Source organism: Vibrio maerlii (genome assembly GCF_003415655.1).
Classification (GTDB): domain Bacteria; phylum Pseudomonadota; class Gammaproteobacteria; order Enterobacterales; family Vibrionaceae; genus Vibrio; species Vibrio maerlii.
Map to the genome: position 1 here is coordinate 112,078 of NZ_QRHC01000010.1, position 25,998 is coordinate 138,075.

The window sequence follows — 25,998 nt, forward strand, 5'->3', positions numbered from 1 at the left end:
TAATGAGTAGCATCATCGCTCCATGGAAAGAGAAAGCGTCAAGCTGGTGGCAATCCATCTCGCAACGTGAACAACGTTTAGTGATAGCCGCAGCTGTAGTGACTGCGTTTGTCGCAGTCTACTGGGGGTTGATTCAACCCTTGAATACAAGAGCTGCACAGGCAGAGGCTCGCTTGGTATCAGAGCGTCAATTATTGAGCTGGGTACAAGGTAAGGCTGACAGTATAGTGGCTCAGCGTGGTTCAGGCAGTACTGTTGCTACCTCCAACCAGCCGCTAAACCAGGTGATTAGCCGTACTGCCAGTCAGTATCGCGTTGAGCTTATTCGTGTACAGCCTCGTGGTGAGATGTTGCAGGTGTGGGTGCAGCCATTAAGCTTTGATCAGTTGATAAATTGGTTAACCTTCTTGCAAGAAAAGCAGGGTATTTCCGTAGCGTTTCTCGACATTGAAGAGACAGATAAGCCAGGGGTGATTGAAGTTAATCGCCTTCAGTTCAGTCGCTAACCAATCAGTTAAAAAATAAAGAGCTTGGTCCATGAAACGAATCAGCCTATACATCATCAGCTTTGTGTTGGTCTTCACTGCCGGTTTTTTCTATTACCTGCCGATGTCTTTTGTGCTTTCTCAGCTACCTATGCCAAGAGAGCTGAAACTCGCAGGCGTGGAAGGGACTGTATGGCAGGGCAAGGCTTCTTCGGTTGAGTGGAACTCTCGCCAAACGGGTCGTCTTCACCTTGGAGAGATCAATTGGAGTTTTGAGTGGTCTCAATTGTTTACGGGCAACGCGGAATACGCTCTTAGGTTTGGCCGTGGCAGTGAGTTAGCACTGCGAGGGCGAGGCAACGCTGGTTATGGGCTCTCAGGCCTTTCTGTGCAGAATACAACCTTATCTTTGCCTGCGAGTCACATTGAATCACGTCTTCCTGTCCCCGTCCCTCTGGATATTGAAGGCCAGATCGAACTATCAGTAAAATCGGCTCAATTTGATTCAGCAATGCAGTGTGCTTCTGGCGAGGGTAACCTAGCATGGGTCGCCAACAAACTGGGTACCCCTGTTGGTGAGTTAGAATTTGGTCCAGTTATCGCTGATCTTCGCTGTGAAGAGGGCGTACTAAGCGCAGCAGGCGGGCAGAATAACAGTCAAACTGAAAGCGAATTTACCGCAAGCCTAACCCCGAATGGCAGTTACCAAACCAGCGCCTGGTTCAAACCAAAATCAGAGTTTCCAAGCGCCATGCAATCGCAGCTCAAGTGGTTGGGTAACCCAAATGGTAATGGGCAGTATGAGTTTAATTTTAGTGGTAAGCTCTAGTTCCTAGGTTGATGCTAGGAACTAGAAATATCCGAGCTCTCTAGGACGAAGTCCGTTCTCGTAGCGAAGCGACCTCAGATCTTCTATCCCTTATTCTGCAAAATCTCGTCCCACGGTAAATTCTCATCACCAAGTACAATGAAGTTCGGATTCTCTAGGGTTTCGCGTTCGTTGTATGACAGGGGTTCTAGTTGGGTGCTAAGAATGCGACCACCAGCCTCTTGGGTGATGCATTGAGTTGCGGCCGTATCCCACTCTCCCGTTGGGCCTAATCGTAGGTAACAATCCACGGCACCCTCAGCCACAAGGCAGGCTTTGAGTGCAGCAGAGCCAAGTGGAACAAGCTCATAGTTCCAAGCGGAACTTAAGCGGGTGGTGATAGAGTTGATATCTTGGCGGCGGCTGATCGCCATGGCGATGGATTGACTCTGATGTTCATGTTTGTGGGTCTTGATACGCACGCTCTCGTTCATATCAGGGATCTTCCACGCCCCTTTACCTTTATAGGCGTAGTAGGTCACGCCAGAAACAGGACCATAAACCACGCCCATGATCGGCTCATTGTTTTCAACCAAAGCAATAATAGTGGCGAAGTCGCCGCTGCGAGCGATGAACTCCTGCGTACCGTCTAGCGGGTCAACCAACCAGTAACGACTCCACTGAGCGCGTTTCTCTAGACTGATATCGGCTGCCTCCTCAGAGAGTACAGGGATATCTGGTGTTAAGTTGCTTAAGCGCTCGACGATAAACTTGTGCGCAGCAAGATCGGCGCTGGTGACAGGTGTCTCATCACTTTTGGTGAAGGCTTCGTACTGCTTGTTTTCATAGATATCTAAAATGAGCTGACCCGCAGCGCGAGCAACTTCAATGACATTAGGAAGTAGGTGCGAAAGATCTTGCGAGGTAGCCATTCAGATAATCCTTTCATTTCTTCGGTAGAGCTGGCCCGGTGTAGAGCCATTTTTTATTGCTGACTTTTTACAGCTGATTTCTTTATAACTGATTGCTCAGTGCTGGATGACGAAGTGCCATCATCAAAGCCGTGATACTCCGTGCTTCACTAAAATCGAGGTGGTACAGCAGCTCTTCTGCTTGTGCTAACGGCCAACGTACGACTTCTAGCGGTTCTGGTTCATCGCCTTCAAGTTTCTCTTCATAGAGATCTTGAGCGAGAAATAAGGTCATTTTGCTGGAAAAGTAGGAAGGCGCCAAAATTACCTGCTTGAGAGGGGTAAGTTGCTTACAACCCAAACCAATCTCTTCTTTTAGTTCTCGGTCAGCTGCTTGTTCTGGGCTCTCTCCAGGATCGATAAGACCTTTTGGAAATCCAAGCTCGTAGCTCTCTGTGCCTGCAGCGTATTCACGAACTAAGAGTAGGTCACCCGATGCCGTCACCGGCACCATCATCACTGCATGGCGATTGCTTGGCTTCATGCGTTCGTAGGTACGTTCGACTCCGTTTGAAAAACGTAGGTCCATCGATTCCACAGCAAATAATCTTGATTGAGCGACGGTTTCAGTAGCCAAAATGGTTGGCTTAATCCTTTTCGTCATGTTCGCTCGCTCCTTAGCGTTTGATTGCGTGGTTATTAATATAGGGGAAATGACCGGCAGATCCTAGAGACGAATTTTTATGGAGCCTAAAAAACAAAAAGGATTGATGTTCTCACACCAATCCTGTTTTAGTAGTTTCTAGTTTCTAGTTTCTAGTTTCTAGTTTCTAGTTTCTAGTTTCTAGTTTCTAGTTTCTAGTTTCTAGTTTCTAGTAGTACGAGTGCTCACCACGGTCGTGCTCGGTTGCATCGCGTACCGCTGTTAGCTCACCGTCGAACTGCTGTAGAAGTTCTTTCTCGATACCTTCTTTCAGTGTTACGTCTACCATTGAGCAACCGTTACAACCACCACCGAATGCGACGATAGCGATGCCGTCATCAGTGATTTCAACGAGGTTTACGTGACCACCGTGACCAGCAAGTTGCGGGTTCACTTGAGTTTGGATTGCATACTCTACTCGTTCAACGAGTGGAGCGTCATCAGACACTTTACGCATCTTCGCGTTAGGTGCTTTAAGCGTTAGTTGAGAACCCATTTTATCGGTAACGAAGTCAATTTCTGCTTCTTCAAGGAATGGCAGGCTCAGCTCATCTACAAATGCAGAGAATGGACCGTATTCAAATTCAGTATCCGTCGCTTCCACAGCTTCAGGTGGGCAGTAAGACACACCACACTCAGCATTTTGAGTACCTGGGTTTACAACGAAAACACGAATGTTTGTACCTTCAGGTTGCTGACCAAGAAGGTTAGCAAAGTGAGACTGTGCAGTCTCTGTAATAGTAATAGGATTTGACACGACGAATACCTGAGTAATTTTGTAGGTTATTGGCTCTATTCTACTCCTGAGTTGGATACGATCCACTCTTTTTCATAATAAATTACCGTCAGAAAAGTCATAACTTATTATGAGCTAGGCTCAGGAGTTCGGCATAGGCAGTAAATATCAATGGTTTTAACCCCTACTTCAAGTAGAAGTTGGCATAACTGTCGAGTTGTACTGCCTGTGGTCACTACATCATCAACAATGGCCACATGCTCATGGTTTTTTATATGGGCGAGCGCTTCTTTTCTCAAGAGGAAGGCTTGGTTTAAGTTGGATAGTCGTGCTTGTTTGTTCAGTCCTTGCTGTGTGGGTGTTGCCTTTACTCGGGTGAAGAGCCGTTGGTACTGACAATCGATACCTGCTTGAACGAACTGTCTATGAAGGTGTTTGGCGAGGATATGACTGTGGTTGTAGCCTCGCCACAAATAGCGTCGCCAGCGCATGGGTACCGAGGTAATAAGTGTGGCTGGTGAGCCTATTTTTTCTGCGAGCAGTGGTGATAATACCTCCGCGAAATGAAGCTTATCGTGATACTTGAGTTGCTGTACGTAACCCGAGAGTGGCTGGTGATAATCTCCGATGCAGGTAAGCGTTCGCCATGGCGGTGGGGACTTTAAACACTCTCCGCATTGAGCTAAAGGAATAGAGGTCTTCAACCCGCACTGTGAGCAGCGTGACTGTTGAGGAAAGGCGTGTTCAATACAATCGTTGCACCATAGCGAGTGTTGGTCCCTATCGGATAAGGTTAGACCACACAATTGGCATTGACTGGCACAATGCTGCCATATACGGTTGATGAAATTCATGGCGAGCCTCCTGTTTAGAACAACAGTTACGGTAGCAATGAGAGCCAAATTGGATTGATGGATTTAGTAGTAGGTAATTGGACAATGAGCACATCTTTATACTGGCAGACACTCGGTAGCGGCCCTGATTTGGTGATGATCCATGGTTGGGGAATGAATGGTGCGGTATGGCAACAGGCTGCAGAGCAATTGTCCCAACATTTTACTCTGCACATTGTCGATCTACCTGGATATGGACATAGCGCTGAAAGCCACGGTGAGGACCTGGCGGATATTGCCAACCAAGTGCTTGCACAAGCACCAGAGAAAGCGACCTGGTTAGGCTGGTCATTGGGCGGGTTGGTGGCAAGCTATGTAGCGATTCATCATCCAAATCGAGTGAATAAACTGATTACGGTTGCGAGCTCACCTAAGTTTGCAGCTGAGAAAGCCTCAATTAACGAGAGTGGTATCAGTAAAGCTGCGTGGCGTGGTATTCAGCCTCAAGTACTCACCGCTTTTACCGATCAGTTGATTGATGACTTTAAGTTAACCGTCGAGCGCTTCATGGCGTTGCAAGCAATGGGCAGCCCTTCTGCGCGACAGGATGTTAAGCAGTTAAAGCAGGCTGTTTTCTCTCGACCAGAGCCTAACCCTCGTTCGTTATTGGCAGGATTAAAGATCTTGGCTGAAGTCGATTTGCGTGATGCTTTGGAGCAGATTCAATCCCCGATGCTAAGGCTTTATGGTCGCTTAGATGGATTAGTTCCTCTCAAAGTGAGCAAGGAGCTTAATCTACAATTGCCTCACACAGAGTGTTTTGTGTTTTCCGAGTCTTCTCACGCCCCTTTTATGACTGAACATCAAGAGTTTTGTGCTCAGGTATCGCGTTTTGCATTATAAAGTCGCGCTGTTATTTTGTTAAAAATTCGCTAAATTTTTATGCAACTTGGTCGATAAAGGAACTACTGAGACAATACGATTGATTACATGAGGGAGGTTTTGTGATTGTTTCACCCAATTCGGTCAGTGTGCCGTTGATAACCCCTTCGGTAAACGTTCAGACAGAGCAAGCGGCGCGAGATAATAAGGTTCGTGAGCCGATTCAACCAACGGTTGAGCTCGCTAAGGCTAATGCTGAGCGCAAGGTCAAAGCAGATGATAAGCGCCGTAAACAATCGGCGTGGGACCCTTCAGAGCACCCAGAGTATGATGTGCATGAGGAAGAAAAGTCCATCATTGAAGAGCCAGAAAAAGGCCCGATGGATAGGCTGTTTGAACTGCTCGCGTTAAGCTCTTACAGTGAGTCACAAGGTAAAGGCTATACCATGCGTTTCAAGCTACCTAAAAAGGTGCTCGAGGCTGCCATCATGCAGACCGTGATAGAAAAAAGGCGTGTCGTGATCAAGTATCACTATGGACACGCCGTTGCGCCGCATACGCCTTCAGACGTAATTGCGGTGTTATAAGATCCTAGGAAGGAGTTCCTAGTGCCTAGAAAATCTAGGAGCTAGGCACTCGTACTCTAGGTTCTTTATTACTTCTTCGCTTTAGCAAATGCCGCTGCAAACGCACCACCCATGGCACCATTCTGTGCCGGCTCATTGCGACGAGGTTCTTTGCGTTGACGAGATGCATTATCTCGTTTGTTTTGTCCGCTGCTCTGTCCACGTGGCGCACTGCTGCCAGGTTCATCATTGAGGCGCATAGAAAGACCGATACGCTTACGCTGTACGTCGACTTCCATCACCTTCACTTTCACGATATCACCGGCTTTCACGACCTCTCGAGGATCTGAAACAAAGCGATCAGTCAGTGCTGAAATGTGAACGAGACCATCCTGATGGACACCGATATCGACAAATGCACCGAAGTTTGCCACGTTGGATACAACGCCTTCGAGGATCATACCTGGCTCAAGGTCAGAGACTTGGTTAACGCCATCGGCAAAGGTTGCAGTTTTAAACTCAGGGCGAGGGTCTCGACCCGGCTTATCCAGTTCTTTGATGATGTCGCTTACGGTTGGAACACCAAAGTTGTCATCGGTGTAGTCCAACGCCTTTAGGTTGCGTAGGAACTCGGTATTACCGATCAGTGCTTTGATATCTTTGCTGTTTTTCTCAGAGATATTCTTAACCACAGGGTAAGCTTCTGGGTGAACGGCAGACGCATCAAGTGGGTTTTTACCATCCATCACACGTAGGAAGCCAGCACACTGCTCAAACGCTTTAGGGCCAAGGCGTGCTACCTTCTTCAAAGTTGTACGCGCTTCAAAACGCCCATTTTCATCGCGGTAATCCACAATGTTCTGTGCAATGGTGCTCGATAGGCCGGCAACGCGAGTCAATAGGGCCGCTGATGCAGTGTTTACATCAACACCCACGGCGTTTACACAGTCTTCCACGACCGCATCAAGGCGTTTAGCTAGCATGCTTTGACTTACATCGTGCTGGTATTGGCCAACACCGATCGATTTCGGGTCAATTTTAACGAGCTCTGCCAATGGGTCTTGCAAGCGACGAGCGATAGATACTGCACCGCGCAGCGATACATCCATGTTCGGGAACTCTTTCGCTGCTAATTCAGAAGCGGAGTATACCGATGCACCGGCTTCACTCACGATGATCTTCTGTACCTTGTGGTTACCCGTTTTGATCACGTCAGCGACGAAGCTATCGGTTTCACGAGAGGCAGTGCCATTTCCAATTGCAATCAGATCAACATTGAACTGACGAACTAGGCGATCGACCACTTGCATCGATTTGTCGTATTGCTTTTGTGGTGGGTGAGGGTAGATGGTTTCTGTGGTGAGCACCTTACCTGTAGAGTCAACAACAGCAATCTTAGAGCCAGTACGTAGACCAGGGTCAAGACCGAGTGTGGCACGAGGGCCAGCCGGCGCTGCCATCAATAGGTCTTTAAGGTTGGTTGCGAATACGTCAATCGCTTCGATTTCCGCTCGCTCTTTCATCGCACCCATTAGCTCAGTTTCCATGTGCATCGATACCTTGATGCGCCATGCCCAGCTAATGACTTGTTTGCGCCATGTATCCGCTGGAGCTTGGCTCAGGTGGATACCGTAATGGTTTGCAATGATATCTTCGCAGTAAGACGTGCGAATGCTTTCGTCTTGCTCTGGATCTGCATTCATAGAAAGCTGTAAGAAGCCTTCGTTGCGGCCACGAAGCATGGCTAGTGCGCGGTGTGAAGGTACCTTGCTGATCGCTTCGTTGTGTTCGAAGTAGTCTTTAAACTTCTCACCGGCTTGTTCTTTACCATCTACTACGCGCGATACTAGCTCAGCATTACGGGTTAGGTGCTGACGAATCTTTTCAAGCAGGTTCGCGTCTTCTGCAATACGCTCCATGATGATAGCGCGAGCACCATCTAGCGCCGCTTTGCTATCGGCAATGCCTTTGTCGGCATTGATGTATTGTTCTGCTGCGGTTTCTGGTTGGTTCTCTGGTTGAGTCCATAATAGGTCGGCCAGTGGTTCTAAACCTGCCTCAATAGCGATCTGACCCTTGGTACGGCGCTTTGGTTTGTAGGGTAGGTAAAGGTCTTCAAGACGCGTTTTGCTGTCTGCACCGGTGATTTCTTTTTCTAGCTCTGGAGTCATTTTTCCTTGGTCTTGGATTGACTTCAGGATGGTTTGACGACGCTCTTCAAGTTCACGGAGGTAAGATAGGCGGTTATCTAGGTTACGCAGTTGGGTGTCATCAAGGCCACCGGTGACCTCTTTACGGTAACGCGCAATAAATGGCACTGTGTTGCCATCATCAATCAGATTTACGGCGGCATTGACTTGGTCCGCACGTACGTTTAATTCGCTTGCAATTTGCTGACAGATTGCTTGGCTCATCCGTGTATTCTCTTTTTTATTTCAATCTTAAGGCTCTATATGGGGTAGGATGCCCCAAAAATCTAGGTGTATGTCCTAGAGTGGAAATATTTCGGTTAATTATTTGTCATTCATAGGCTTTTTTGAGTACGCTTAATTAATAATTTCAATGGAATAGAGTCACTTTCTAAAGGAAATAGAGAATGAATAAACTCTCCCTCACGCTTGCGATCTCGCTTGCCACATTTATGGGACATAGCACTATGGCTAACGCCGCTTCTTCTAGTCAAACTGACTTTACAACTCAAAACCCTGCGTACCACTTAGACGACAAGACGGTACTAGGACGTTTGGAGCACGTCTATTACGCTGATATTCCTGAGTTGGAAGGCATTCCTTTTGCTGGAAAAATTGATACGGGTGCAGACACCACCTCTATGCACGCTGAAAATATCCACGTCTACAGTGAGAACCCTAAGTATAAGGGGTTGAAAGATAAGCCGCTGATGAAGGCTATCATTGATGAGTTTGGTGGTAGCAAGAGCAACTGGTGGCTAAAGAGCTTCGAGACACCAGAGCGCAACCTACAAGCCTTTGTCGAATATGAGCTTTGGCATCCGTACACCGGTGAAAAGGTGAAACTTAAGCGTCCATTGCACCGCATCAGTGTTGTTCGCAGTCGCACCAGTGTAGAGCCGTTGTATCGTCCAGTAATCAATGCGCCTCTCAACATTGCAGACTTGACGGTGAACACCGATGTAAGCCTGACAGAGCGTGGCCATTTCTCTGCACCAATCCTTATCGGTAAGACGTTCCTTAAGGAGAATGCTTGGGTGTACGCAGGTTATGACTACCTACAAGAGCAGCCAGATGCATTGGTTGTTGGTCGCCAAGAACGAGCGACAGTGTTTGATATGCCAATGGAAGTGAGTTTTTCAACCAGCTCTACGTACTCAAACATCAATGCGCAGAACGTGAAGGTCAATAAAGCTAAGGACAAAGTGACCTTTGATCTGATCGACAAAGAAGGCAACCGCGAAACCATGACGCGCCCAATTGTGCGTATGCTTTCAATGAGTGGCGAGCAACGTCCATTGATCTTTATGCCAGTGAAAATGGGTGATGAGTTCGATGAGCAGATGTTGATGTACCTAAAAGATCGCACAAAGAGCTCAACCCAGTTGCGTATTGGTGCTAATAATCTAAGCCAACACTTCATGATGTATTCAAAAGATAAGTACATGTTGGATGGCGATGATGTTGAGTTCCAAAATTTCGATAAAGAGCGTGTGACGACGATGATCTCTCCTGAAGAAGTCGCTGAACTAGACGGTGTTGAAGTACTCGCAGTCCCTTCTTTAGGTATTAATACACCAGTACTTCGCGTTCAAGACTACGAAATCTCAAGTGCTAACAAAGGCGAAACGGCAACCTTCTACATGCCAAAAGATAACGATGAGAACAAAAAAGTCGTTAAGCGTGTTGAGCGTAAGATCCGCATCGGTGAGCAAGTTCGTCCTATCGTTAAAGTGGACCTGAAGACTCGCAAGGGTCAATCAGAGCTAGAAGTGGCACTCGACCGTTTATCTGAAGGGAACCTAGAGCCAGTGCTGCACATGGGGCGTAAGATGGACAAAGATGGTGTGGTAATCAATACGCGCACGACAAATCTGTTGGTTCCACATGACCTAATCAAAGCTGGTTACATTGAAAAAGCACGAGTTGAAGGCTTGAACTTCCCTGTGAAGCTCGATACGGGTGCCGATGTCTCGTCTATGAATGCCCTTGATATCAAGCAGTACAATCAAGATGGCGTTGATATGGTGAGCTTCACCTATAAGAATGATGATGGTGATGAGCAGAAGTTTGAACGCCGCCTAGTGGATACTATGACCATCCGTGGTAAAGACGGAGAAGAGGACAATGTTCGCCCTGTCGTGATGATGGACGTTCAACTAGGCGATATTCGAGAAACCGTCCGAGTGAATCTACAAGACCGCTCTCGCTTCGAATACAGCATGATTCTTGGCAAGAACTTCCTGCGCTACGGCGTGGTGGTGAGCAGTGATGATCGTTATATTCTAGGTAAGTAACACCTAGTTACTGGTTCCTAGTTCCTAGTTCCTAGAGTTTTGTATTTAGCATTAGCATTAGCATTAGCATTAGCATTAGCATTAGCATTAGCTTTGTGCGTCTAGGAACTAGGCTCAGCCCTATCTAGGAACTTCAGTCTTTATACCAAATCTTATTCACGAACCACTCTTTCTCCCCTTCCGGGGTTCTCACCACGAAGTCCTCGTCGACCTCTTTTTTTAATAGTGAACGGGCCATTGGTGAGTCGATAGATATATAGTCTTTCACTCCACCATAGATTTCGTCAGGGCCAACGATGCGGAAGCTTTTGACATCGCCATTGTCGTTCTCGATCTCAACCCATGCGCCAAAGAACACCTTGCCCTCTTGTTGAGGGGAGTAATCGACGACCTTAACCTGGTCTAAGCGCTTACGCAGGTAGCGAACTCTGCGGTCAATTTCGCGCAGACGCTTCTTATTGTACTGATAATCCGCATTTTCGGAGCGATCTCCCAGGCTGGCTGCCCAAGTGACTTTTTTAGTGACTTCTGGTCGCTCTTCTCGCCATAAGAAGTCGAGCTCTTGCTTTAAACGATCGTAGCCTTCACGAGTAATTAGGTTAGTTTTCATTATCTTGACGTTACTTTTTATTAGTCTTGCTAATATAAATATATTGGTATTCGTTCTAGAGTAGCCAAAAATGATACAAACGTTAACAATTCTTCGTCCTGCTTAGCGCATACTAATGTTACATTTTGACTTGAGCTAAATTTAACGGCAGAACGAGCCATTACAATCATTGCTTTAGCACCCATTCTGATAATTAGGTGGAACCCAGATGCAAGAAAACCATAAGATTTTAGTCGTTGATGATGATGCGCGCCTACGTGCATTGCTTGAGCGCTACCTGTCAGAACAAGGATTTCAAGTTCGTAGTGTTGCGAACAGTGAGCAGATGGATCGCTTATTAACTCGTGAGACTTTTCACCTAATGGTGTTGGACCTCATGCTACCTGGTGAAGATGGTCTGTCTATCTGTCGCCGTCTACGTAATGCCAATAACATGCTGCCGATACTAATGCTAACCGCTAAAGGTGATGAAGTTGACCGTATCGTTGGTTTGGAAGTTGGCGCTGATGATTACTTACCAAAACCGTTCAACCCACGTGAACTGCTTGCGCGTATTAAAGCGGTACTGCGTCGCCAAGTGGTTGAAGCGCCGGGTGCACCAAGCTCAGAAGAGTCTATCGTAGAGTTCGGTGACTTTACTCTGAACCTGGGTACTCGTGAGATGTTCCGCGGTGAAGAGCCAATGCCACTCACTTCTGGTGAGTTTGCTGTACTGAAGTCATTGGTAACGAATGCACGTGAGCCAATGTCTCGCGACAAGCTGATGAATATGGCGCGTGGCCGTGAATATTCCGCGATGGAGCGTTCAATCGACGTGCAGATTTCTCGCTTGCGCCGCATGCTTGAAGAAGACCCAAGCAAACCTCGCTATATTCAAACGGTTTGGGGCTTAGGTTACGTGTTCGTACCGGACGGTAAAAAAGCCTAATCGAATGAGAGCGAGTGCCTGATTCTAGTTCCTAGAGGCGCTCGCTTTTTTATTCCCACTATCAATTCTTTGCTCGCGCTTATAATCTAGATACTAGGAACTTAGCCTCTAGGACCCAGTATATGCGCATCCGTAGCTCCTTTACTCAATCGATTCTTTTACTGCTTACTCTGCTGCTCGCGAGTCAGGTTTACTCGTACTACGCGGTGTTTAACTACGCACTGATGCCAAGCCTTCAGCAGTTCAACAAGATCCTTGCTCATGAGATGAGCCTGATGCTGGACGACAGCACCGAACTGAACTCAAGCGATGATCTTGAAGCGCCGATTAAGCGCCGAGTATTAGAGCAGCTAGGGGTGACGGTGCATACCATGGAAGAGCCGACCGCTCAGGATTACAACAGCGCGATGTCGGTAGATTTGATGTCTGAGGAGATGACCGATGAACTCGGTATTCCTACCGAGGTGCGATTGTCGCTTGGGGTTGAGAGCTATATCTTGTGGATGCAGATAGATTCTATCCCTGACAGCGTGATTCGAATTCCTTTGTCTGAGCTCCAGCAAGAGGACTTTGCTCCGTTATTCCATAACAGCCTGATCATGGCACTAATCATTGTCGCGGGTGGTTGGCTGTTTATTCGTTTGCAAAACCGACCTTTGATTGAGCTAGAGAAAGCAGCTAAAGCGGTTGGACGTGGTGAGATTCCTCCTCAATTGCCTGAGAAAGGTGCATCAGAGATCCGTTCAGTAACTCGCAGCTTCAATCAGATGTCGAAAGGTATTCAGGCGCTCGAAGAGGACCGTGCATTGCTCATGGCGGGTATCAGTCATGACTTGCGTACGCCACTGACTCGTATCCGTTTGGCGACAGAAATGATGTCACCAGAGGATAGTTATCTGGCTGAGGGCATTATTAACGATACCGAAGAATGCAATGAGATCATCAGCCAGTTCATGGACTACTTGAAGCCGGTTAACACTCAAACTTTTGAGTCCGTGCATCTTAGTGATATTGCCAATGATGTGGCGATTGCAGAGGGTGGGTACGAAATAGAGATTGTCTCTGAGCTTGAACCGAATGCAAAACCTGCTTTTGGTAGTCCAATTGCGATTAAGCGTGCTGTGAGCAACCTTGTGGTCAATGCGATTCGTTATGGTAACGGCTGGGTGAAGATCTCAACCGGTATTACAGCAGACAACACCTTAGTATGGATCTGTGTCGAAGATAACGGCCCAGGCATCGAGAAAGACCAGATATCCAAGCTTTTTGAACCGTTCACTCGTGGAGATACTGCTCGTGGTAGTGAGGGCACAGGCTTAGGGCTAGCAATTGTGAAGCGTATCGTGGGTCAACATCATGGTTCAGTGATTGTGACCAACCGCTCGGAAGGTGGCTTGAAGGCGCAGATTAGTTTTCCTGTGAGATAGGTAGATGTTCCTAGTGCCTAGTTCCTTGAAAGGACATCCTCTAGTCACTAGGAACTCGCCTCTAGGAACTTCTATGCCTTCGCATAGAAATCACGCTCACCGAGCCAGCGGTCAATGATTGCTTTTGCGCTGTCTGGGTGGTGGTCGTGTACGTATCGAGCCAGTTTCTGCACCTGTGGGATAAGATGCTGGTCACGTATAAGGTCTGCAATCTTAAAGTCAGCAAGCCCAGTTTGTTTGGTGCCTAGAAGCTCACCTGGGCCGCGAATCTCCAGATCTCGTTGGGCGATAATGAAGCCATCATTACTTTCTCTCAGTACACCTAAGCGCTTTTGCGCTGTTTTGGACAGCGGCGCATGGTAAAGCAGCACACAGTGACTCGCGACTGAGCCTCGACCAACACGACCGCGCAGCTGGTGGAGCTGAGCGAGACCTAATCGTTCCGGGTTTTCGATAATCATCAGGCTGGAGTTTGGTACATCCACACCCACCTCGATTACTGTTGTGGCAACCAATAAGTGCAGCTCATTGTCTTTGAACTGCTGCATTACCGCCTGTTTCTCGGCCGGCTTCATTCGGCCATGCACTAAACCAATTTTGACATCCGGCAGCTTGCGTTGTAACTCCTCCGCCGTATCGGCCGCGGCTTGTGCTTCGAGCACTTCAGATTCATCGATAAGGGTGCATACCCAATAGGCTTGTTTCCCCTCATTTAGACAAGCATTGCGAACGCGCTCAACGATATCATCGCGTTTGGTGTCAGGAATCGCCACGGTTTGAATCGGTGTTCGCCCCGGCGGTAGCTCATCAATGACTGAGGTTTCAAGATCAGCATATGCGGTCATCGCTAGGGTGCGAGGAATTGGGGTGGCCGTCATAATTAACTGATGAGGATAAGCTCCTTGCTTTGCGCCTTTTTCACGTAGCTCTAAACGCTGGTGGACACCAAATCGGTGCTGCTCGTCGATGATGACCAGAGCAAGCTGCTTAAACTCAACATGCTGCTGGAATAGGGCGTGAGTACCAACCACCATCTGAGCTTCACCATTAGCGATGCGTTCGAGCTCTTTCTCTTTCGCCTTACCAGTTAGTTTACCTGCAAGCCAGCCGACCGTGATCCCCATGGATTCGAACCAGTTGGCAAAATTAATGGCGTGCTGCTCGGCAAGAAGCTCGGTTGGCGCCATCAAGGCTACTTGATGACCATGCTCTATTGCTCTTAATGCTGCTAATGCTGCGACCAGGGTTTTTCCTGAGCCCACATCCCCTTGAACTAGGCGCATCATAGGGTGAGGCTTTTCTATGTCAGTTTCTATCTCTCTAACAACTCGGGTCTGAGCATTGGTTGGTGAGAACGGTAGTTGGTCGAGTAATTGCTGCTTTAAAGTGCCTTTCGCTGGCAGAGGTAAGGCGTTGTCTAGTTGACCATGAGAACGCACGGCTAGCATAGATAGGTTTTGCGCCATTAGTTCTTCAAGAATGAGTCGAAGCTGAGCTGGATGTTTGCCTTGATCGAACTCTTCAAGGTTGATGCTTGGCGGTGGACGGTGAATTGTATGCAGAGCTTCACCAAGCGTGATCTGGTGGTTGTACAGCCCAGAGGGTAATAATTCATTAACAGCTGCACCATCGAGTAATTGTAGTGCTTGGTCCGTTAGGTTGCGGAGTGTGACTTGTCTTAAACCATCTGTGGTTGGATAAACCGGAGTCAGGTTGGCTTCCACATCAGGTTTCTGTGTCGCTGCGTAAAATTTGTAGTCAGGGTGCATGATCTCTAGCCCCATACCACCACGCTTTATCTCACCATATGCATGTACTTGTTTGCCTTCAGCGAAGCTGTTCTTCATAGCTGCATTAAAGTTAAAGAAACGCAGGGTGATGGTTCCATTTCCATCACTCACCTTAACAGCCAACATTTTACGCTTGCCAAAGATGGTATCGACGCTCATTACTTTGCCTTGCACCGCTGCCCATAAACCAGCGTGAAGCGTGGCTATTGGGTAAATACGAGTGCGATCTTCGTAACGAAGCGGGAGGTGAAAGAGGAGATCTTGGACACTGTTTAAGCCCACCTTTGCCAGTTTTTCAGCAACCTTTGCACCCACTCCAGAGAGTGAAGTAAGTGGAATCGCAGACAATAGTTGGGACATAGCAAGCTCATAATGATGTTGTTCTATAACAGATAGTTAATCATTGGGCTGTGTATTTGTACAGGATAAAGTGATGTTAAGTTCTTAGAAAGAGCGTTTCTAGTAACTAGAGGAAGAGATAATTATGAGCGAACACCCATGAATAACAAAGTACACAAATAAAAACCGATGCTCTCACATCGGTCTCTTATCTTTTCTAGGGTCTAGCTACTCGACTCTAGGAACTTCTCTTAGCTCCTACGGCGACGTACTTTCAACACATTAGGAATGATGCGCAGCTTCTTCATAATAGAAGCAAGGTGAACACGATCCTTAGTGGTTAAATGCATCGTCACGGTATATAGACGTCCATCTCGCTCTTCTGTAGAGATACTGTGGATGTCAGAACCTGTATTCGAGATAACATTGGTTAGCTCTGCTAACGCACCTTGGTGGTTTTGCAGGTCAATAGCCAGTTCAGCAATGAACTCTTGGTCGTAATTATCAGACCATTCTACCGACATGTACTTATCCGGTTCTTTCTGATAGCCACGAACGTTGGCACAGGTTTCACGGTGAACCACAAGACCACGACCTGGAGAGACGTGAGCAATAATGTGGTCATCCGGAATTGGGTGACAACAGTTAGCGAATGTCAGCAGGATACCCTCAGCACCGCGGATAGGTAGCTTGCGATCACTTTCCGATGGAATAGAACTGGTTTGTGTTAGTTCATCGGTATCACCGAGTAGGCGACGTGCAATCACGATACTCATTAACTCACCCAAACCGATAGCAGCCAGTAGGGAATCAACGCTCTCTAAACGCAGATCGGTCAGTACTTCCTGAACATTCTCTGGGTAGATCGTATCGATAGTATGACGGCCAAGTGCGTGATTCAGTAATCGACGGCCTAGAGTGATCGACTCTTCACGACGCATAGTCTTCAGAACCTGACGGATCTTAGTACGAGCACGAGAGGTCACTACGTAGTTCAGCCATGCTGCATTAGGTCTAGCACCCGGTGCACTGATGATCTCGATGGTTTGACCGTTCTTCAATGCCTTACTCAATGGGTAAGGGTTACGATCAACACGAGCACCCACACAGGTATTACCGACATCGGTATGTACGGCGTAAGCGAAGTCTACCGCGGTTGCACCCAATGGCAGTTCGACAATACGCCCTTTTGGCGTAAAGACGAAAATCTCATCAGGGAACAGGTCGGACTTAACGTTCTCGATGAACTCAAATGAGTTGCCGGCACTTTGTTGCAGTTCAAGTAGGCTTTGCATCCAACGCTGTGCTTTAACCTGTGCTGTAGTACCAGAGCGTTGACCGTTGCTCTTATATGACCAGTGTGCCGCGACACCCTTGTCTGCCATTTGGTCCATGTCTTCGGTACGTATCTGTACTTCAACAGGAACACCGTGTGGGCCAACCATAGAGGTATGAAGAGATTGGTATCCGTTGGCTTTTGGTACGGCGATGTAGTCTTTCATGCGACCTGGGCGTGGCTTGTACAGGCTGTGTACTTGACCAAGCACTCGGTAACAGGTGTCTGGGTCTTCAACCACAACACGGAACGCGTAGATATCCATAATGGTATGGAAGCGTTGCTCTTTGGTCTTCATCTTGTTGTAGATAGAGAAAAGGTTTTTCTCACGACCAAATACGCGAGCTCTTAGGCCAACTTCTTCAAGTCGCCCTTCAATCTCACTGTGGATGCGTTGAATCATCTCTTTGCGGTTACCGCGCGCCGCTCTAACCACCTCTTTAAGAACGCGGTAGCGGTTAGGGTAAAGCGCCTCAAAACCTAGCTCTTCAAGCTCGGTCTTGATGTTGTGGATACCCAAGCGGTGTGCAAGCGGAGAGTAAATCTCTAGCGTTTCGCGTGCGATACGGCGCTTTTTATCAGGGCGCAATGCTCCAAGGGTACGCATATTGTGCGTACGGTCTGCCAGCTTGATAAGGATCACGCGAATATCTTGCACCATCGCAAGAACCATTTTGCGGAAGTTCTCTGCTTGAGCTTCTTTACGGTCGCGGAATTTCAGTTTATCGAGCTTAGATACACCATCAACGAGTTCAGCTACCGTGTTACCAAATTGAGCTTCGAGCTCTTCCTTGGTGACTTCAGTATCTTCAATAACATCGTGCAGGAGTGCAGCTTGGAGGGTTTCAATATCGAGGCGCATTTCCGCAAGGATGCGGGAAACAGCAACTGGGTGGATGATATAAGGTTCGCCACTAGATCGAGTCTGACCTTCGTGTGCGTCGCGTGCCACTATATAAGATTGACGCAGAGCCTCTAGTTGAGGCTCTGTTAAGTATTCTTGGGCAACGTCTTTGAGGCTATCAAATAGATACAAATTATAGGCCCGTAAGAGAGTTACTTAGTAATAGGCAAAAGATTAACGGTTGTGAGCAATGCTGCTTACTGCCGCTAGTTCTGCTGCTTCTTGTTCTTGTTGCTCTTGACGCTCACGTGCATCTAGAACTTCTTTAGTGATTAGGCCTTCTTCGATTTCACGTAGTGCGATAACCGTAGGCTTATCGTTCTCTTCTGGCACTAGTGAATCTTTACCGCCAGTTTGCATTTGACGAGCGCGGCGAGCCGCAATAAGAACTAGGTCGAAACGGTTGCCAACTTTTTCAACAGCGTCTTGAACAGTTACGCGTGCCATGAGGACTCCAAATAGTTAACTAAAATTAAGTGCGATGGGAAATTATACAAGATAATTAAGTGACTAGTCTATAGGTGAGCAGTTCCTAGTGCCTAGTACCTAGTGAAAAGAGTTCAGGAAACTCATCTCTAGGAACTAGAATTTCGGCACTAGGTTCTCAAACTCTATTCAGCTAAAAGCGCTTTGAGCATGCCTTTATATTTAGCCGCTTGCTTCTCTTCTCTTAGGCGCTCTGCACGGATGATTGCTTTAAAGTCCATCAGTGCAGCGTCGAAATCATCATTGATGATCACGTAGTCATATTCATTGTAGTGAGAGATCTCAGATTTTGCTTCTGCCATGCGTTTTGCTATGACTTCTGCGCTGTCTTGACCACGAACGTTTAGACGACGTTCAAGCTCACCGTTTGATGGTGGAAGAATGAAAACACTCTTCGCTTTTGGCATTTGTTCGCGAATTTGGCGAGCACCCTGCCAGTCGATATCTAGAAATACGTCGATACCTTTCTCTAGTGTCTCTTCAATCCAGACACGAGAAGTACCGTAGTAGTTACCGAATACTTCTGCGTATTCTAAGAATTCACCTTTACCAATTAGGTCTTCAAAGTGGTGTTTCTCAACAAAATGGTAATGAACACCATCTTCTTCACCAGGACGCATGCCACGAGTTGTGTGCGACACAGAAACCTTCATTGCGTAAGTCGGGTTCTTTTCTAGCATTGCTGAAATCAAACTAGATTTACCTGCGCCGCTCGGTGCAGAAACAATATAAAGGGTGCCTGTAGCCATGAGTTTGCTCTCATCTGGTTGGTGAAAAACTATCTGCTCTAATCATAGACAGAAAAATGGAGGCGAAGAGTAGCATGAACCCTGAATTTGAAACAAATTTTATTCAATTTCACCGACTATGTAGAGAAAGCGGATAAATACGCAAACGCTCTTAGAAAGACCGAAACTCGGTGAAGTGAGATTAAAGTCACATTTTTGTTGAGTTTCTAATCAATATCTTTACAATTCGCGCAAACGTTTTCGGTTGCTGTATATGTTTGATGAATTGGATCAGATGTTTCTACCGCTTAGCCTATCTAAGCGACTACAGTGAATGAGTTTTATAGCGCCTTTATCCTACATTGGCTTTAGAACTTTCCTTTCAAACATTAACCGCGCTCGAACTCGTAAACCCTATCCATTTATTGTTCTACAGGTTTGATTGTGAGTATCGACACCACCCTTAAAGCCCAGGATTCTTCTGGCAAACTGGATTCAATTTTTAAGATCACGGAAAGAAAAACCACCATCGGCACAGAGCTCTACGCCGGCTTTATTACTTTCTTAGCGATGAGCTACATTCTAGCGGTGAACCCAGCAATTCTTGGTGATATTCCCGGAATGGATAAGGGTGCTGTCTTTACGGCTACGGCATTGGCTGCAGCCGCTGCAACTTTAATCATGGGCATCTGGGGTAATTACCCAGTGATGCTTGCACCAGGCATGAGCATGAACGGCTTCTTTAAAGGTATGCTGCTAAGTGGCTCTGTGGCACTGGTTTGGCATGAAGCGTTATTTGGTATTTTCCTGTCAGGCGTGCTTTATCTCGTTCTATCAATGACCAACATTCGTAAGTCGATGATTGAATCGATCCCTGAAGACTTGAAGAATGCAATTACGGTTTCGCTTGGTCTATTCATTGCGTTTCTGGGCCTTAAGAATGCAGGCATCATTGTATCGAACCCATTCATTCTAGTGAGCATGGGTGATATTGCAGACTCTAAAGTGATCGTTGCTTATATCAGTATCTTTGTTGCTTTGGGCTGTATGGTACGTGACATCAAGTTAGCGACATTTATCTCTTTCATTACTGCAATCGTGCTGACGATTATTGCTGACACCTTCTTGGGTACTAACAATGCGCCAATCCCAGAGCAGTTGGTCTCAATGCCACCAAGCATGTCAGGCAGCTTTGGTGCTATCTTTGACTTCTCTCAACTAACAGCAGATAAGCTATTCGATCTTCTGTTTATTGTGCTTATTTTCCTCATTGTCGACTTCTTTGATGGCTTGAGTACTATCGTGGGTGTTGGTCGCGATGCGGGTATCATCGATAAAGATGGTAAGGTTCCGAATGCTAAGTCTGCGCTTGTTGCAGATGCAGGTGGTACGGTGATTGGTTCTGTATTGGGTACAACGTCTATTACTGCGTTCTCTGAGTCAGGCATTGCGTCTTCTCAAGGTGCGAAGACAGGACTTGCGGCTGTTGTTGTAGCAGGCATGTTCTTAATCTCGCTATTCCTTTACCCTCTATTCTCTATTTTCTCGTCTGCGATGGTAGCTCCAGCGATGGTGGTTGTGGGTATCTACATGATTGGCCGTCTAGGTCAAATCCAGTGGGAGCAGAAAGAGTCTCGTATTGCCGCATTCTTCACCATTATGTTTACGGTTCTAAGCTTCTCGCCAGCAAATGGTATGGCAATGGGCTTCATCAGCTACGCATTCTCAATGGTAGTCGCGGGTAAAGGTAAAGAAGTACACCCAGTCATCTACGTGCTATGTGCACTATTCATGACGTACTTAATCCTGCTTTAAGTCGCTTAAATATCTTTATGAATGGCCTCGTCTCGTACGGGGCCTTTTTATATCCACCAATTTTCAACTATAGTAGCTAACAAATTTAAGTTATCGGCCGAATGAGAGTTATGGCGTCTCACTTACCTAAAGGTTTTACCAAACCCTTCTTGAAGATATTTGCTTCTCTAGAGGCAATCTTGCTTGTGGCAATTACGCTTGCAACCTTGTTTGCGATGGTGGAAGAATTCTTCCACGTGTTTGAACAAAAGCGCGTATTACTGACCGATATCCTGTTGATGTTTATCTACCTCGAAGTACTCGCTATGGTTCAGCAGTTCGTGGTCAACGGTAAGATCCCGGTTCGCTACCCGATTTATATTGCGATGATGGCGATTGCTCGCTACATCACATTAGGGATGAAGGAGCTGGATGCCGTCTTAGTCGTTTGGCTATCGGTGGCGGCGTTTATCCTAGCGGCAGCGACACTACTGATTCGTGTCGGGCATCATTATTGGCCGTATGTGGATAGAAGAACCAATGAGAAAGATGAGTAAAGAAACAATCTAGAACGGACTTCGTCCTATAGAACGCTTCGCTTCTGGAAAACGAGATATCTAGATTCTTTAATCCGAAGCACTAAAAAGGTTTGACGCCTTCACGTCAACCCTCAACATTAGCTCTCTAGCTCTCTAGCTCTCTAGCTCTCTAGCTCTCTAGCTCTCTAGCTCTCTAGCTCTCTAGCTCTGTAGTTATTACTCAATATTCTGGATCTGCTCACGCATCTGTTCGATGAGAACCTTAAGCTCTACACCTGATGCCGTGATGTCTGTGCTGATAGATTTCGATGCCAACGTGTTTGATTCACGGTTGAACTCTTGCATCATGAAGTCTAAACGACGGCCACATGCGCCACCTTTCTTCAAAATGTTGGTCGCTTCTTTTACATGAGAATCTAGACGGTCGAGCTCTTCGGCTACGTCTGATTTCTGTGCCAGAAGGATCAGCTCTTGCTCAACACGAGCACCTTCAAGCTCAATTTTCGCTTCTTCAAACTTGTTAAGCAGACGTTCGCGTTGCCACTCTAGAATTTCTGGCATGCGAGCACGTACTTTAACTACTTCATCAGTGATAGCCGTTAGGCGTTGTTCGATCAGTGCCTTCATGTTTTCACCTTCACTTGCGCGAGCTTCGATGAAGTCGGTTAACGCTTGGTCAAAGGCAGAAAGCAGCTCTTTATTGATGGTATCAAGGTCTTGCTCAGGCGTTTCCATTACACCAGGCCAGTTCATGATCTGGAATGGGTTTAGACGAGAAGACTCGCCAGTCATGCCGCTGATTTGGTTTGCTGCATTGATCACTTGCTGAGCAAGCGCATCATTGATGATCAACTCACTCTTTGCAGCAGGATTAGTTTCAAAGCGTAGGTGGCACTCAACCTTGCCACGAGCAAGGCGCTTACGGAAGCGCTCGCGCAGCACTGGCTCTAGTCCACGGAACTGCTCTGGCATGCGGAAGTAAGTTTCTAGGTAGCGTTGGTTTACCGAGCGGATCTCCCAAACTGCAGAGCCCCAATCGCCTTTAATCTCTTTACGCGCGTACGCGGTCATACTAAAAATCATCGAATTTTCCTGTCTATAATCTTGTGAAAATAACGCGGTGCTAATAGTAGCAGAAACTTGGTTATAGGTAACGGAGAACAGATCGCTAGGCTAAAGGCTAAATTGATAGAGTATAGAACGGACTGCGTCCTAAAGATTGTAGAAAATAGAGTAGGAGCAAAATGGAAACCCAATATCGCTAGCTTACAGAGTGTATTAGGAAATACGACTCTACCATCTTTTTCTGCAGCGAAGCGTTCTACCATCTGCTTTCTTCCTTTGCTATACTCCCCGACCAATTATTACAGCCTAAAAGGGTTCACCATGCGTCCAAATGATCGCGCTAAAGACCAAATGCGTTCTATCAAAATAACTCGCAACTACACTGCATACGCAGAAGGTTCTGTATTGGTAGAGTTTGGTAACACCAAAGTTTTGTGTAATGCATCGGTAGAAACCAATGTACCTCGTTGGCTAAAAGGCCAAGGTAAAGGCTGGGTAACAGCAGAATACGGCATGCTACCTCGTGCAACTCACTCTCGCACTCGTCGTGAGGCAGCAAGTGGTAAGCAGGGCGGTCGTACAATGGAGATCCAGCGCCTGATTGCTCGCAGCCTACGTGCGGTTGTAGAATTAGAAGCAATGGGTGAAATCATGATCACAGTAGACTGTGATGTGATTCAGGCTGATGGCGGTACGCGCACAGCGTCTATCTCTGGCGCAAGCGTTGCGATGGCAGATGCATTCCAACACCTTCTGAATAACGGCACGCTTAAGAAGAACCCAATGAAGGGCCACGTAGCCGCTGTTTCTGTGGGTATTCTTGGTGAAGATGTACTGTGTGACCTTGAATACGTTGAAGACTCTGCCGCTGACACCGATATGAATGTAGTGATGACCGAAGAAGGCAAGATGATCGAGATTCAAGGCACAGCAGAAGGCGAACCGTTTAGCCATGAAGAGCTAATGGCGCTGCTAGAGTCGGCGAAGAAAGGCATTGCCGATATTGTTGTTGCACAGAAGGCTGCACTAGCCGATTAATTGATATATAGCTCCCAATGGGGGCTATTTTTTTGAGAAGTGCCTAGAAATGAGTGCCTAGTTCCTAGATAGTTCTAGTCTCTGCTTTAGGTTTGTTCCCTCTAGGGACTAGCAACTAGAACCTAGTAACTTTTATATGTCGAGAGAAAACATGAAAGCATATCAACGTGAATTTATTGAGTTTGCACTAGAGAAAGAAGTACTTAAGTTTGGTGAGTTTACTTTAAAATCTGGTCGTAAGAGCCCTTACTTCTTCAATGCTGGATTGTTTAACACAGGTCGTGACCTAGCGCGCTTAGGTCGTTTTTACGCAGCGGCGCTAGCGGATTCTGGTATTGAGTTTGACGTGCTATTTGGCCCAGCATACAAAGGCATCCCAATTGCGACAACGACAGCGGTAGCACTTGCTGATCATCACGATGTAGACACTCCTTACTGTTTTAACCGTAAAGAAGCAAAAGACCACGGTGAAGGTGGCAATCTAGTTGGCTCTGCGCTTGAAGGTCGTATTATGCTGGTGGATGACGTAATCACAGCGGGTACTGCGATTCGTGAATCAATGGAAATCATTCAAGCAAATGGTGCTGACCTTGCTGGCGTGCTAGTCGCAATCGACCGCCAAGAAAAAGGTAAGGGCGAGCTTTCTGCAATCCAAGAAGTGGAACGTGATTTCGGCTGTGCAATCATCTCTATTGTTAGCCTAACAGACCTAGTGACCTTCCTTGAAGAGAAAGGCACAGACCCAGAGCACCTAGAAGCGGTTAAAGCGTATCGTGCTCAATACGGTATCTAGCTCCTAGAAATGAGTACCTAGTTCCTAGAGCTTTATTCTAGGAGCTAGGTACTGTCCTTCCTCTAGAAACTCTTATTTATATCTAATCCCTTTCTCAACACTCGGGTCTTCCATCGTTTTATAGCGCTTGTGTAGCCACATCCATTGCGTTGGTGCTCGCAAGATGACTTCTTCCACAAAACCATTCATATAAGCAGCAGCGGCTTTCTCATCTTTTTGTGGGTAATCAGCTTCGATAGATTGATCTGCGATGATCTCGTACTTACCCTCATCATTTCTAAAGCCTGAACCAGGAACAATGGCACACTTACTTGTGTAAGCCAGAATGCTAGTACCTGTGGTAGTACAGGCATCTTCAATTGCAAAGAAGGGTACAAATTCTGATTTATTACGGCCGTAATCGTGGTCTGGTAGATAGAACAAGCGACCGCCCTGGCGCATTACTCGGATCATCTGCTTGAGGTCTTTGCGGTCAATCAGTTTGTTGCCATTGTGCGTACGGCCCCAGTACTGAATGAAGTTGTAAGCGGGGTTGTTGTGTGGGCGAAATGCACCGTGACCAGCAAGTCCCAACACGGCAAAAGCACGAGCGGTGATCTCAAGGTTTAGTGCATGAACGCAGCATAGTAGAACGCCTTTGTTGTTCTCTCGATGTTTTTCAAGAACAGAGATATCTTTAGCGACAATCAAACGTTTAAATCGCCACGTTGGCCAGAACCAGGTGATGCCTGTTTCAATAAGCGCGAGACCAGTGTTCTTAAAATTGTCCTCGACCCACTCATCTATCTCTTCGGTGGGTTTGTCCGGAAAGGCGAGCTCAATATTGCGCTTAGCTACATGCACACGCTTTTTACCAAAGCGCATACCGAGTTGTCCTAATCCACGCCCCAACTTCAGTAGGATTGAGTATGGTAAGATATTGACTACCAATGCGAGAAAACCGAAGCCTAGCCATACTCCCCAGCTTTTAGGGTGCAGCAGAGCGAGAGAGAATTTGGGTGCTTCGTACTTATCTTTTGAATCTTTGCTCATCTTGATCCTATGAAAAGGTAATGGTTCTTAAGGTCAACAGACCCTAGTCTTTGCGCAATTATCTTTTTGGTTTTATTCGGGTTTGCGCCTAACTACTTAATCTGAGCGCTGAGTAGCGCCCAGTATTCTTCAAAGTTCGAGGTTGGTTGGTATTTGAAATCAGAACGTACAAAACGGTTCAAGCTACCCTCAACCTGACCAAGAAGCTGAGCAGCAAGAATCTTTTCATCAACTGGGAAGGACTTACCTTCACGCAGCTTTCTTTCACGCAGGATCTGACGCAGAGATGCTTCAATACGTTCAAACAACTGGTTAATTCGATCACGTAAGCGCTCGTTTTCAAACATCAGAGCATGACCAGAGAGTATCCGGCTCAGACCCGGGTTTCTCTCTGCAAAAGCAAGAATCAACTGCAGAACAAGACGAAGTCGAGTTAGCGTGTCTTTTTCTTCATCTAAAATACGGTTGATGCGTGACATCAGAGACTCTTCGATAAACTCGATAAGCCCTTCAAACATGCGAGCCTTGCTCGGGAAGTGGCGATACAGCGCAGCCTCTGATACGCCCACTTGTTTTGCTAGTTTAGCCGTTGTAATGCGTGATGCGCCTTCGTTCGACTCTAGCATATGAGCAAGAGCTTGTAGGATTTCATCACGACGATTTGATTTTCTGGTTCCGGCCACGTTTCGATTCCTTTTGATTACCGCTAAATATCTAGGTCTGTTCAATGAACAGACCTCAGAGTATAACCCTACGCTAGCTGCTAAAAAAGTTATACC

24 protein-coding genes and 1 riboswitch are annotated in these 25,998 nt (G+C 46.9%); of the genes, 11 read left to right on the plus strand and 13 right to left on the minus strand.

Annotated elements, in window-relative coordinates:
• Positions 1-2 precede the first annotated feature (2 nt).
• Both DPF91_RS16940 and DPF91_RS16945 read left to right on the plus strand, forming a co-directional pair.
• On the plus strand, positions 3-506 hold the full coding sequence (locus tag DPF91_RS16940; protein ID WP_117235627.1) for a type II secretion system protein M: 504 nt from the start codon (positions 3-5) through the stop codon (positions 504-506).
• Positions 507-537: 31 nt separating this feature from the next.
• Positions 538-1,314, plus strand: a complete 777-nt coding sequence (locus tag DPF91_RS16945; RefSeq protein WP_117235628.1) for a type II secretion system protein N — start codon at positions 538-540, stop codon at positions 1,312-1,314.
• Between the two features lie 83 nt (positions 1,315-1,397).
• On the opposite strand, the gene cysQ is transcribed toward DPF91_RS16945, so the two are convergent.
• The 4 genes from cysQ to DPF91_RS16965 all read right to left on the minus strand — a co-directional run bounded on the left by cysQ (position 1,398) and on the right by DPF91_RS16965 (position 4,497).
• Positions 1,398-2,225, minus strand: coding sequence for a 3'(2'),5'-bisphosphate nucleotidase CysQ (cysQ, locus tag DPF91_RS16950; protein WP_117235629.1), 828 nt, complete (start codon positions 2,223-2,225; stop codon positions 1,398-1,400).
• Positions 2,226-2,307: 82 nt separating this feature from the next.
• Positions 2,308-2,868, minus strand: coding sequence for an ADP compounds hydrolase NudE (nudE, locus tag DPF91_RS16955; RefSeq protein WP_117235630.1), 561 nt, complete (start codon positions 2,866-2,868; stop codon positions 2,308-2,310).
• Positions 2,869-3,076: 208 nt separating this feature from the next.
• Positions 3,077-3,664, minus strand: coding sequence for a Fe-S biogenesis protein NfuA (nfuA, locus tag DPF91_RS16960; RefSeq protein ID WP_117235631.1), 588 nt, complete (start codon positions 3,662-3,664; stop codon positions 3,077-3,079).
• Positions 3,665-3,771: 107 nt separating this feature from the next.
• Positions 3,772-4,497: a ComF family protein gene (locus DPF91_RS16965; RefSeq protein ID WP_117235632.1), complete on the minus strand. Its 726-nt coding sequence runs from the start codon at positions 4,495-4,497 to the stop codon at positions 3,772-3,774.
• A gap of 84 nt (positions 4,498-4,581) precedes the next feature.
• On the opposite strand from DPF91_RS16965, the gene bioH reads away from it, so the two are divergent.
• Positions 4,582-5,379, plus strand: coding sequence for a pimeloyl-ACP methyl ester esterase BioH (gene bioH, locus DPF91_RS16970; RefSeq protein WP_117235633.1), 798 nt, complete (start codon positions 4,582-4,584; stop codon positions 5,377-5,379).
• A 101-nt stretch (positions 5,380-5,480) separates the two neighbouring features.
• Positions 5,481-5,945: an ATP-dependent Lon protease gene (locus DPF91_RS16975; protein WP_117235634.1), complete on the plus strand. Its 465-nt coding sequence runs from the start codon at positions 5,481-5,483 to the stop codon at positions 5,943-5,945.
• A 68-nt stretch (positions 5,946-6,013) separates the two neighbouring features.
• Here DPF91_RS16975 and DPF91_RS16980 read toward each other — a convergent pair whose 3' ends face one another.
• Positions 6,014-8,338 (minus strand): Tex family protein, encoded by a 2,325-nt coding sequence (locus DPF91_RS16980; RefSeq protein ID WP_117235635.1) that lies wholly within the window; start codon positions 8,336-8,338, stop codon positions 6,014-6,016.
• 182 nt (positions 8,339-8,520) lie between these two features.
• Between DPF91_RS16980 and DPF91_RS16985 the strand changes: the two genes are divergently transcribed.
• Positions 8,521-10,410, plus strand: a complete 1,890-nt coding sequence (locus DPF91_RS16985) for a putative ATP-dependent zinc protease (protein WP_117235636.1) — start codon at positions 8,521-8,523, stop codon at positions 10,408-10,410.
• Positions 10,411-10,543: 133 nt separating this feature from the next.
• Here the strand turns inward: DPF91_RS16985 and greB are convergent, their stop codons facing one another.
• The gene (greB, locus tag DPF91_RS16990; protein WP_117235637.1) at positions 10,544-11,020 is read right to left on the minus strand and encodes a transcription elongation factor GreB; all 477 of its coding nucleotides are present in this window, start codon (positions 11,018-11,020) and stop codon (positions 10,544-10,546) included.
• Between the two features lie 208 nt (positions 11,021-11,228).
• On the opposite strand from greB, the gene ompR reads away from it, so the two are divergent.
• Both ompR and envZ read left to right on the plus strand, forming a co-directional pair.
• On the plus strand, positions 11,229-11,948 hold the full coding sequence (gene ompR, locus DPF91_RS16995) for an osmolarity response regulator transcription factor OmpR (RefSeq protein WP_117235638.1): 720 nt from the start codon (positions 11,229-11,231) through the stop codon (positions 11,946-11,948).
• 122 nt (positions 11,949-12,070) lie between these two features.
• Positions 12,071-13,375, plus strand: coding sequence for a two-component system sensor histidine kinase EnvZ (gene envZ, locus DPF91_RS17000; protein ID WP_117235639.1), 1,305 nt, complete (start codon positions 12,071-12,073; stop codon positions 13,373-13,375).
• 71 nt (positions 13,376-13,446) lie between these two features.
• Here the strand turns inward: envZ and recG are convergent, their stop codons facing one another.
• The 4 genes from recG to gmk all read right to left on the minus strand — a co-directional run bounded on the left by recG (position 13,447) and on the right by gmk (position 18,979).
• Positions 13,447-15,525 (minus strand): ATP-dependent DNA helicase RecG, encoded by a 2,079-nt coding sequence (gene recG, locus DPF91_RS17005; protein WP_117235640.1) that lies wholly within the window; start codon positions 15,523-15,525, stop codon positions 13,447-13,449.
• 230 nt (positions 15,526-15,755) lie between these two features.
• Positions 15,756-17,876: a bifunctional GTP diphosphokinase/guanosine-3',5'-bis pyrophosphate 3'-pyrophosphohydrolase gene (gene spoT / locus DPF91_RS17010; RefSeq protein ID WP_117235641.1), complete on the minus strand. Its 2,121-nt coding sequence runs from the start codon at positions 17,874-17,876 to the stop codon at positions 15,756-15,758.
• Between the two features lie 42 nt (positions 17,877-17,918).
• The gene (rpoZ, locus tag DPF91_RS17015) at positions 17,919-18,191 is read right to left on the minus strand and encodes a DNA-directed RNA polymerase subunit omega (RefSeq protein ID WP_047049053.1); all 273 of its coding nucleotides are present in this window, start codon (positions 18,189-18,191) and stop codon (positions 17,919-17,921) included.
• A gap of 164 nt (positions 18,192-18,355) precedes the next feature.
• Entirely contained in the window at positions 18,356-18,979 is a 624-nt protein-coding gene (gene gmk / locus DPF91_RS17020; RefSeq protein ID WP_117235642.1) for a guanylate kinase, read from the minus strand.
• A 227-nt stretch (positions 18,980-19,206) separates the two neighbouring features.
• Positions 19,207-19,306, plus strand: a riboswitch (purine riboswitch).
• A 96-nt stretch (positions 19,307-19,402) separates the two neighbouring features.
• On the opposite strand from gmk, the gene DPF91_RS17025 reads away from it, so the two are divergent.
• Positions 19,403-20,773: an NCS2 family permease gene (locus tag DPF91_RS17025; protein WP_117235643.1), complete on the plus strand. Its 1,371-nt coding sequence runs from the start codon at positions 19,403-19,405 to the stop codon at positions 20,771-20,773.
• Positions 20,774-20,883: 110 nt separating this feature from the next.
• Positions 20,884-21,309 (plus strand): phosphate-starvation-inducible protein PsiE, encoded by a 426-nt coding sequence (locus DPF91_RS17030; protein ID WP_117235644.1) that lies wholly within the window; start codon positions 20,884-20,886, stop codon positions 21,307-21,309.
• Positions 21,310-21,507: 198 nt separating this feature from the next.
• Here DPF91_RS17030 and DPF91_RS17035 read toward each other — a convergent pair whose 3' ends face one another.
• Positions 21,508-22,374 (minus strand): YicC/YloC family endoribonuclease, encoded by an 867-nt coding sequence (locus DPF91_RS17035; RefSeq protein ID WP_117235645.1) that lies wholly within the window; start codon positions 22,372-22,374, stop codon positions 21,508-21,510.
• Positions 22,375-22,677: 303 nt separating this feature from the next.
• Between DPF91_RS17035 and rph the strand changes: the two genes are divergently transcribed.
• Both rph and pyrE read left to right on the plus strand, forming a co-directional pair.
• Complete coding sequence (gene rph / locus DPF91_RS17045) at positions 22,678-23,394, plus strand: ribonuclease PH (RefSeq protein ID WP_117235647.1); 717 nt, start codon at positions 22,678-22,680, stop codon at positions 23,392-23,394.
• 151 nt (positions 23,395-23,545) lie between these two features.
• Positions 23,546-24,187 carry an orotate phosphoribosyltransferase gene (gene pyrE / locus DPF91_RS17050; RefSeq protein ID WP_117235648.1) on the plus strand — a complete coding sequence of 214 codons (642 nt, stop codon included), beginning with the start codon at positions 23,546-23,548 and terminating at the stop codon, positions 24,185-24,187.
• Positions 24,188-24,259: 72 nt separating this feature from the next.
• On the opposite strand, the gene lpxL is transcribed toward pyrE, so the two are convergent.
• A complete protein-coding gene (lpxL, locus tag DPF91_RS17055; protein WP_117235649.1) occupies positions 24,260-25,219 on the minus strand; it encodes an LpxL/LpxP family Kdo(2)-lipid IV(A) lauroyl/palmitoleoyl acyltransferase in 960 nt (319 codons plus the stop codon).
• 92 nt (positions 25,220-25,311) lie between these two features.
• Positions 25,312-25,902 carry a nucleoid occlusion factor SlmA gene (gene slmA / locus DPF91_RS17060; protein WP_117235650.1) on the minus strand — a complete coding sequence of 197 codons (591 nt, stop codon included), beginning with the start codon at positions 25,900-25,902 and terminating at the stop codon, positions 25,312-25,314.
• Positions 25,903-25,998: the final 96 nt, after the last annotated feature.

Coding starts and splice junctions, on each gene's coding strand:
- DPF91_RS16940 (WP_117235627.1), top strand. CDS start 3: ATGAGTAGCATCATCGCTCCATGGAAAGAGAAAGCGTCAAGCTGGTGG.
- DPF91_RS16945 (WP_117235628.1), top strand. CDS start 538: ATGAAACGAATCAGCCTATACATCATCAGCTTTGTGTTGGTCTTCACT.
- cysQ (WP_117235629.1), bottom strand. CDS start 2,225: ATGGCTACCTCGCAAGATCTTTCGCACCTACTTCCTAATGTCATTGAA.
- nudE (WP_117235630.1), bottom strand. CDS start 2,868: ATGACGAAAAGGATTAAGCCAACCATTTTGGCTACTGAAACCGTCGCT.
- DPF91_RS16965 (WP_117235632.1), bottom strand. CDS start 4,497: ATGAATTTCATCAACCGTATATGGCAGCATTGTGCCAGTCAATGCCAA.
- bioH (WP_117235633.1), top strand. CDS start 4,582: ATGAGCACATCTTTATACTGGCAGACACTCGGTAGCGGCCCTGATTTG.
- DPF91_RS16980 (WP_117235635.1), bottom strand. CDS start 8,338: ATGAGCCAAGCAATCTGTCAGCAAATTGCAAGCGAATTAAACGTACGT.
- DPF91_RS16985 (WP_117235636.1), top strand. CDS start 8,521: ATGAATAAACTCTCCCTCACGCTTGCGATCTCGCTTGCCACATTTATG.
- greB (WP_117235637.1), bottom strand. CDS start 11,020: ATGAAAACTAACCTAATTACTCGTGAAGGCTACGATCGTTTAAAGCAA.
- ompR (WP_117235638.1), top strand. CDS start 11,229: ATGCAAGAAAACCATAAGATTTTAGTCGTTGATGATGATGCGCGCCTA.
- envZ (WP_117235639.1), top strand. CDS start 12,071: ATGCGCATCCGTAGCTCCTTTACTCAATCGATTCTTTTACTGCTTACT.
- recG (WP_117235640.1), bottom strand. CDS start 15,525: ATGTCCCAACTATTGTCTGCGATTCCACTTACTTCACTCTCTGGAGTG.
- rpoZ (WP_047049053.1), bottom strand. CDS start 18,191: ATGGCACGCGTAACTGTTCAAGACGCTGTTGAAAAAGTTGGCAACCGT.
- gmk (WP_117235642.1), bottom strand. CDS start 18,979: ATGGCTACAGGCACCCTTTATATTGTTTCTGCACCGAGCGGCGCAGGT.
- DPF91_RS17030 (WP_117235644.1), top strand. CDS start 20,884: ATGGCGTCTCACTTACCTAAAGGTTTTACCAAACCCTTCTTGAAGATA.
- DPF91_RS17035 (WP_117235645.1), bottom strand. CDS start 22,374: ATGATTTTTAGTATGACCGCGTACGCGCGTAAAGAGATTAAAGGCGAT.
- rph (WP_117235647.1), top strand. CDS start 22,678: ATGCGTCCAAATGATCGCGCTAAAGACCAAATGCGTTCTATCAAAATA.
- pyrE (WP_117235648.1), top strand. CDS start 23,546: ATGAAAGCATATCAACGTGAATTTATTGAGTTTGCACTAGAGAAAGAA.
- lpxL (WP_117235649.1), bottom strand. CDS start 25,219: ATGAGCAAAGATTCAAAAGATAAGTACGAAGCACCCAAATTCTCTCTC.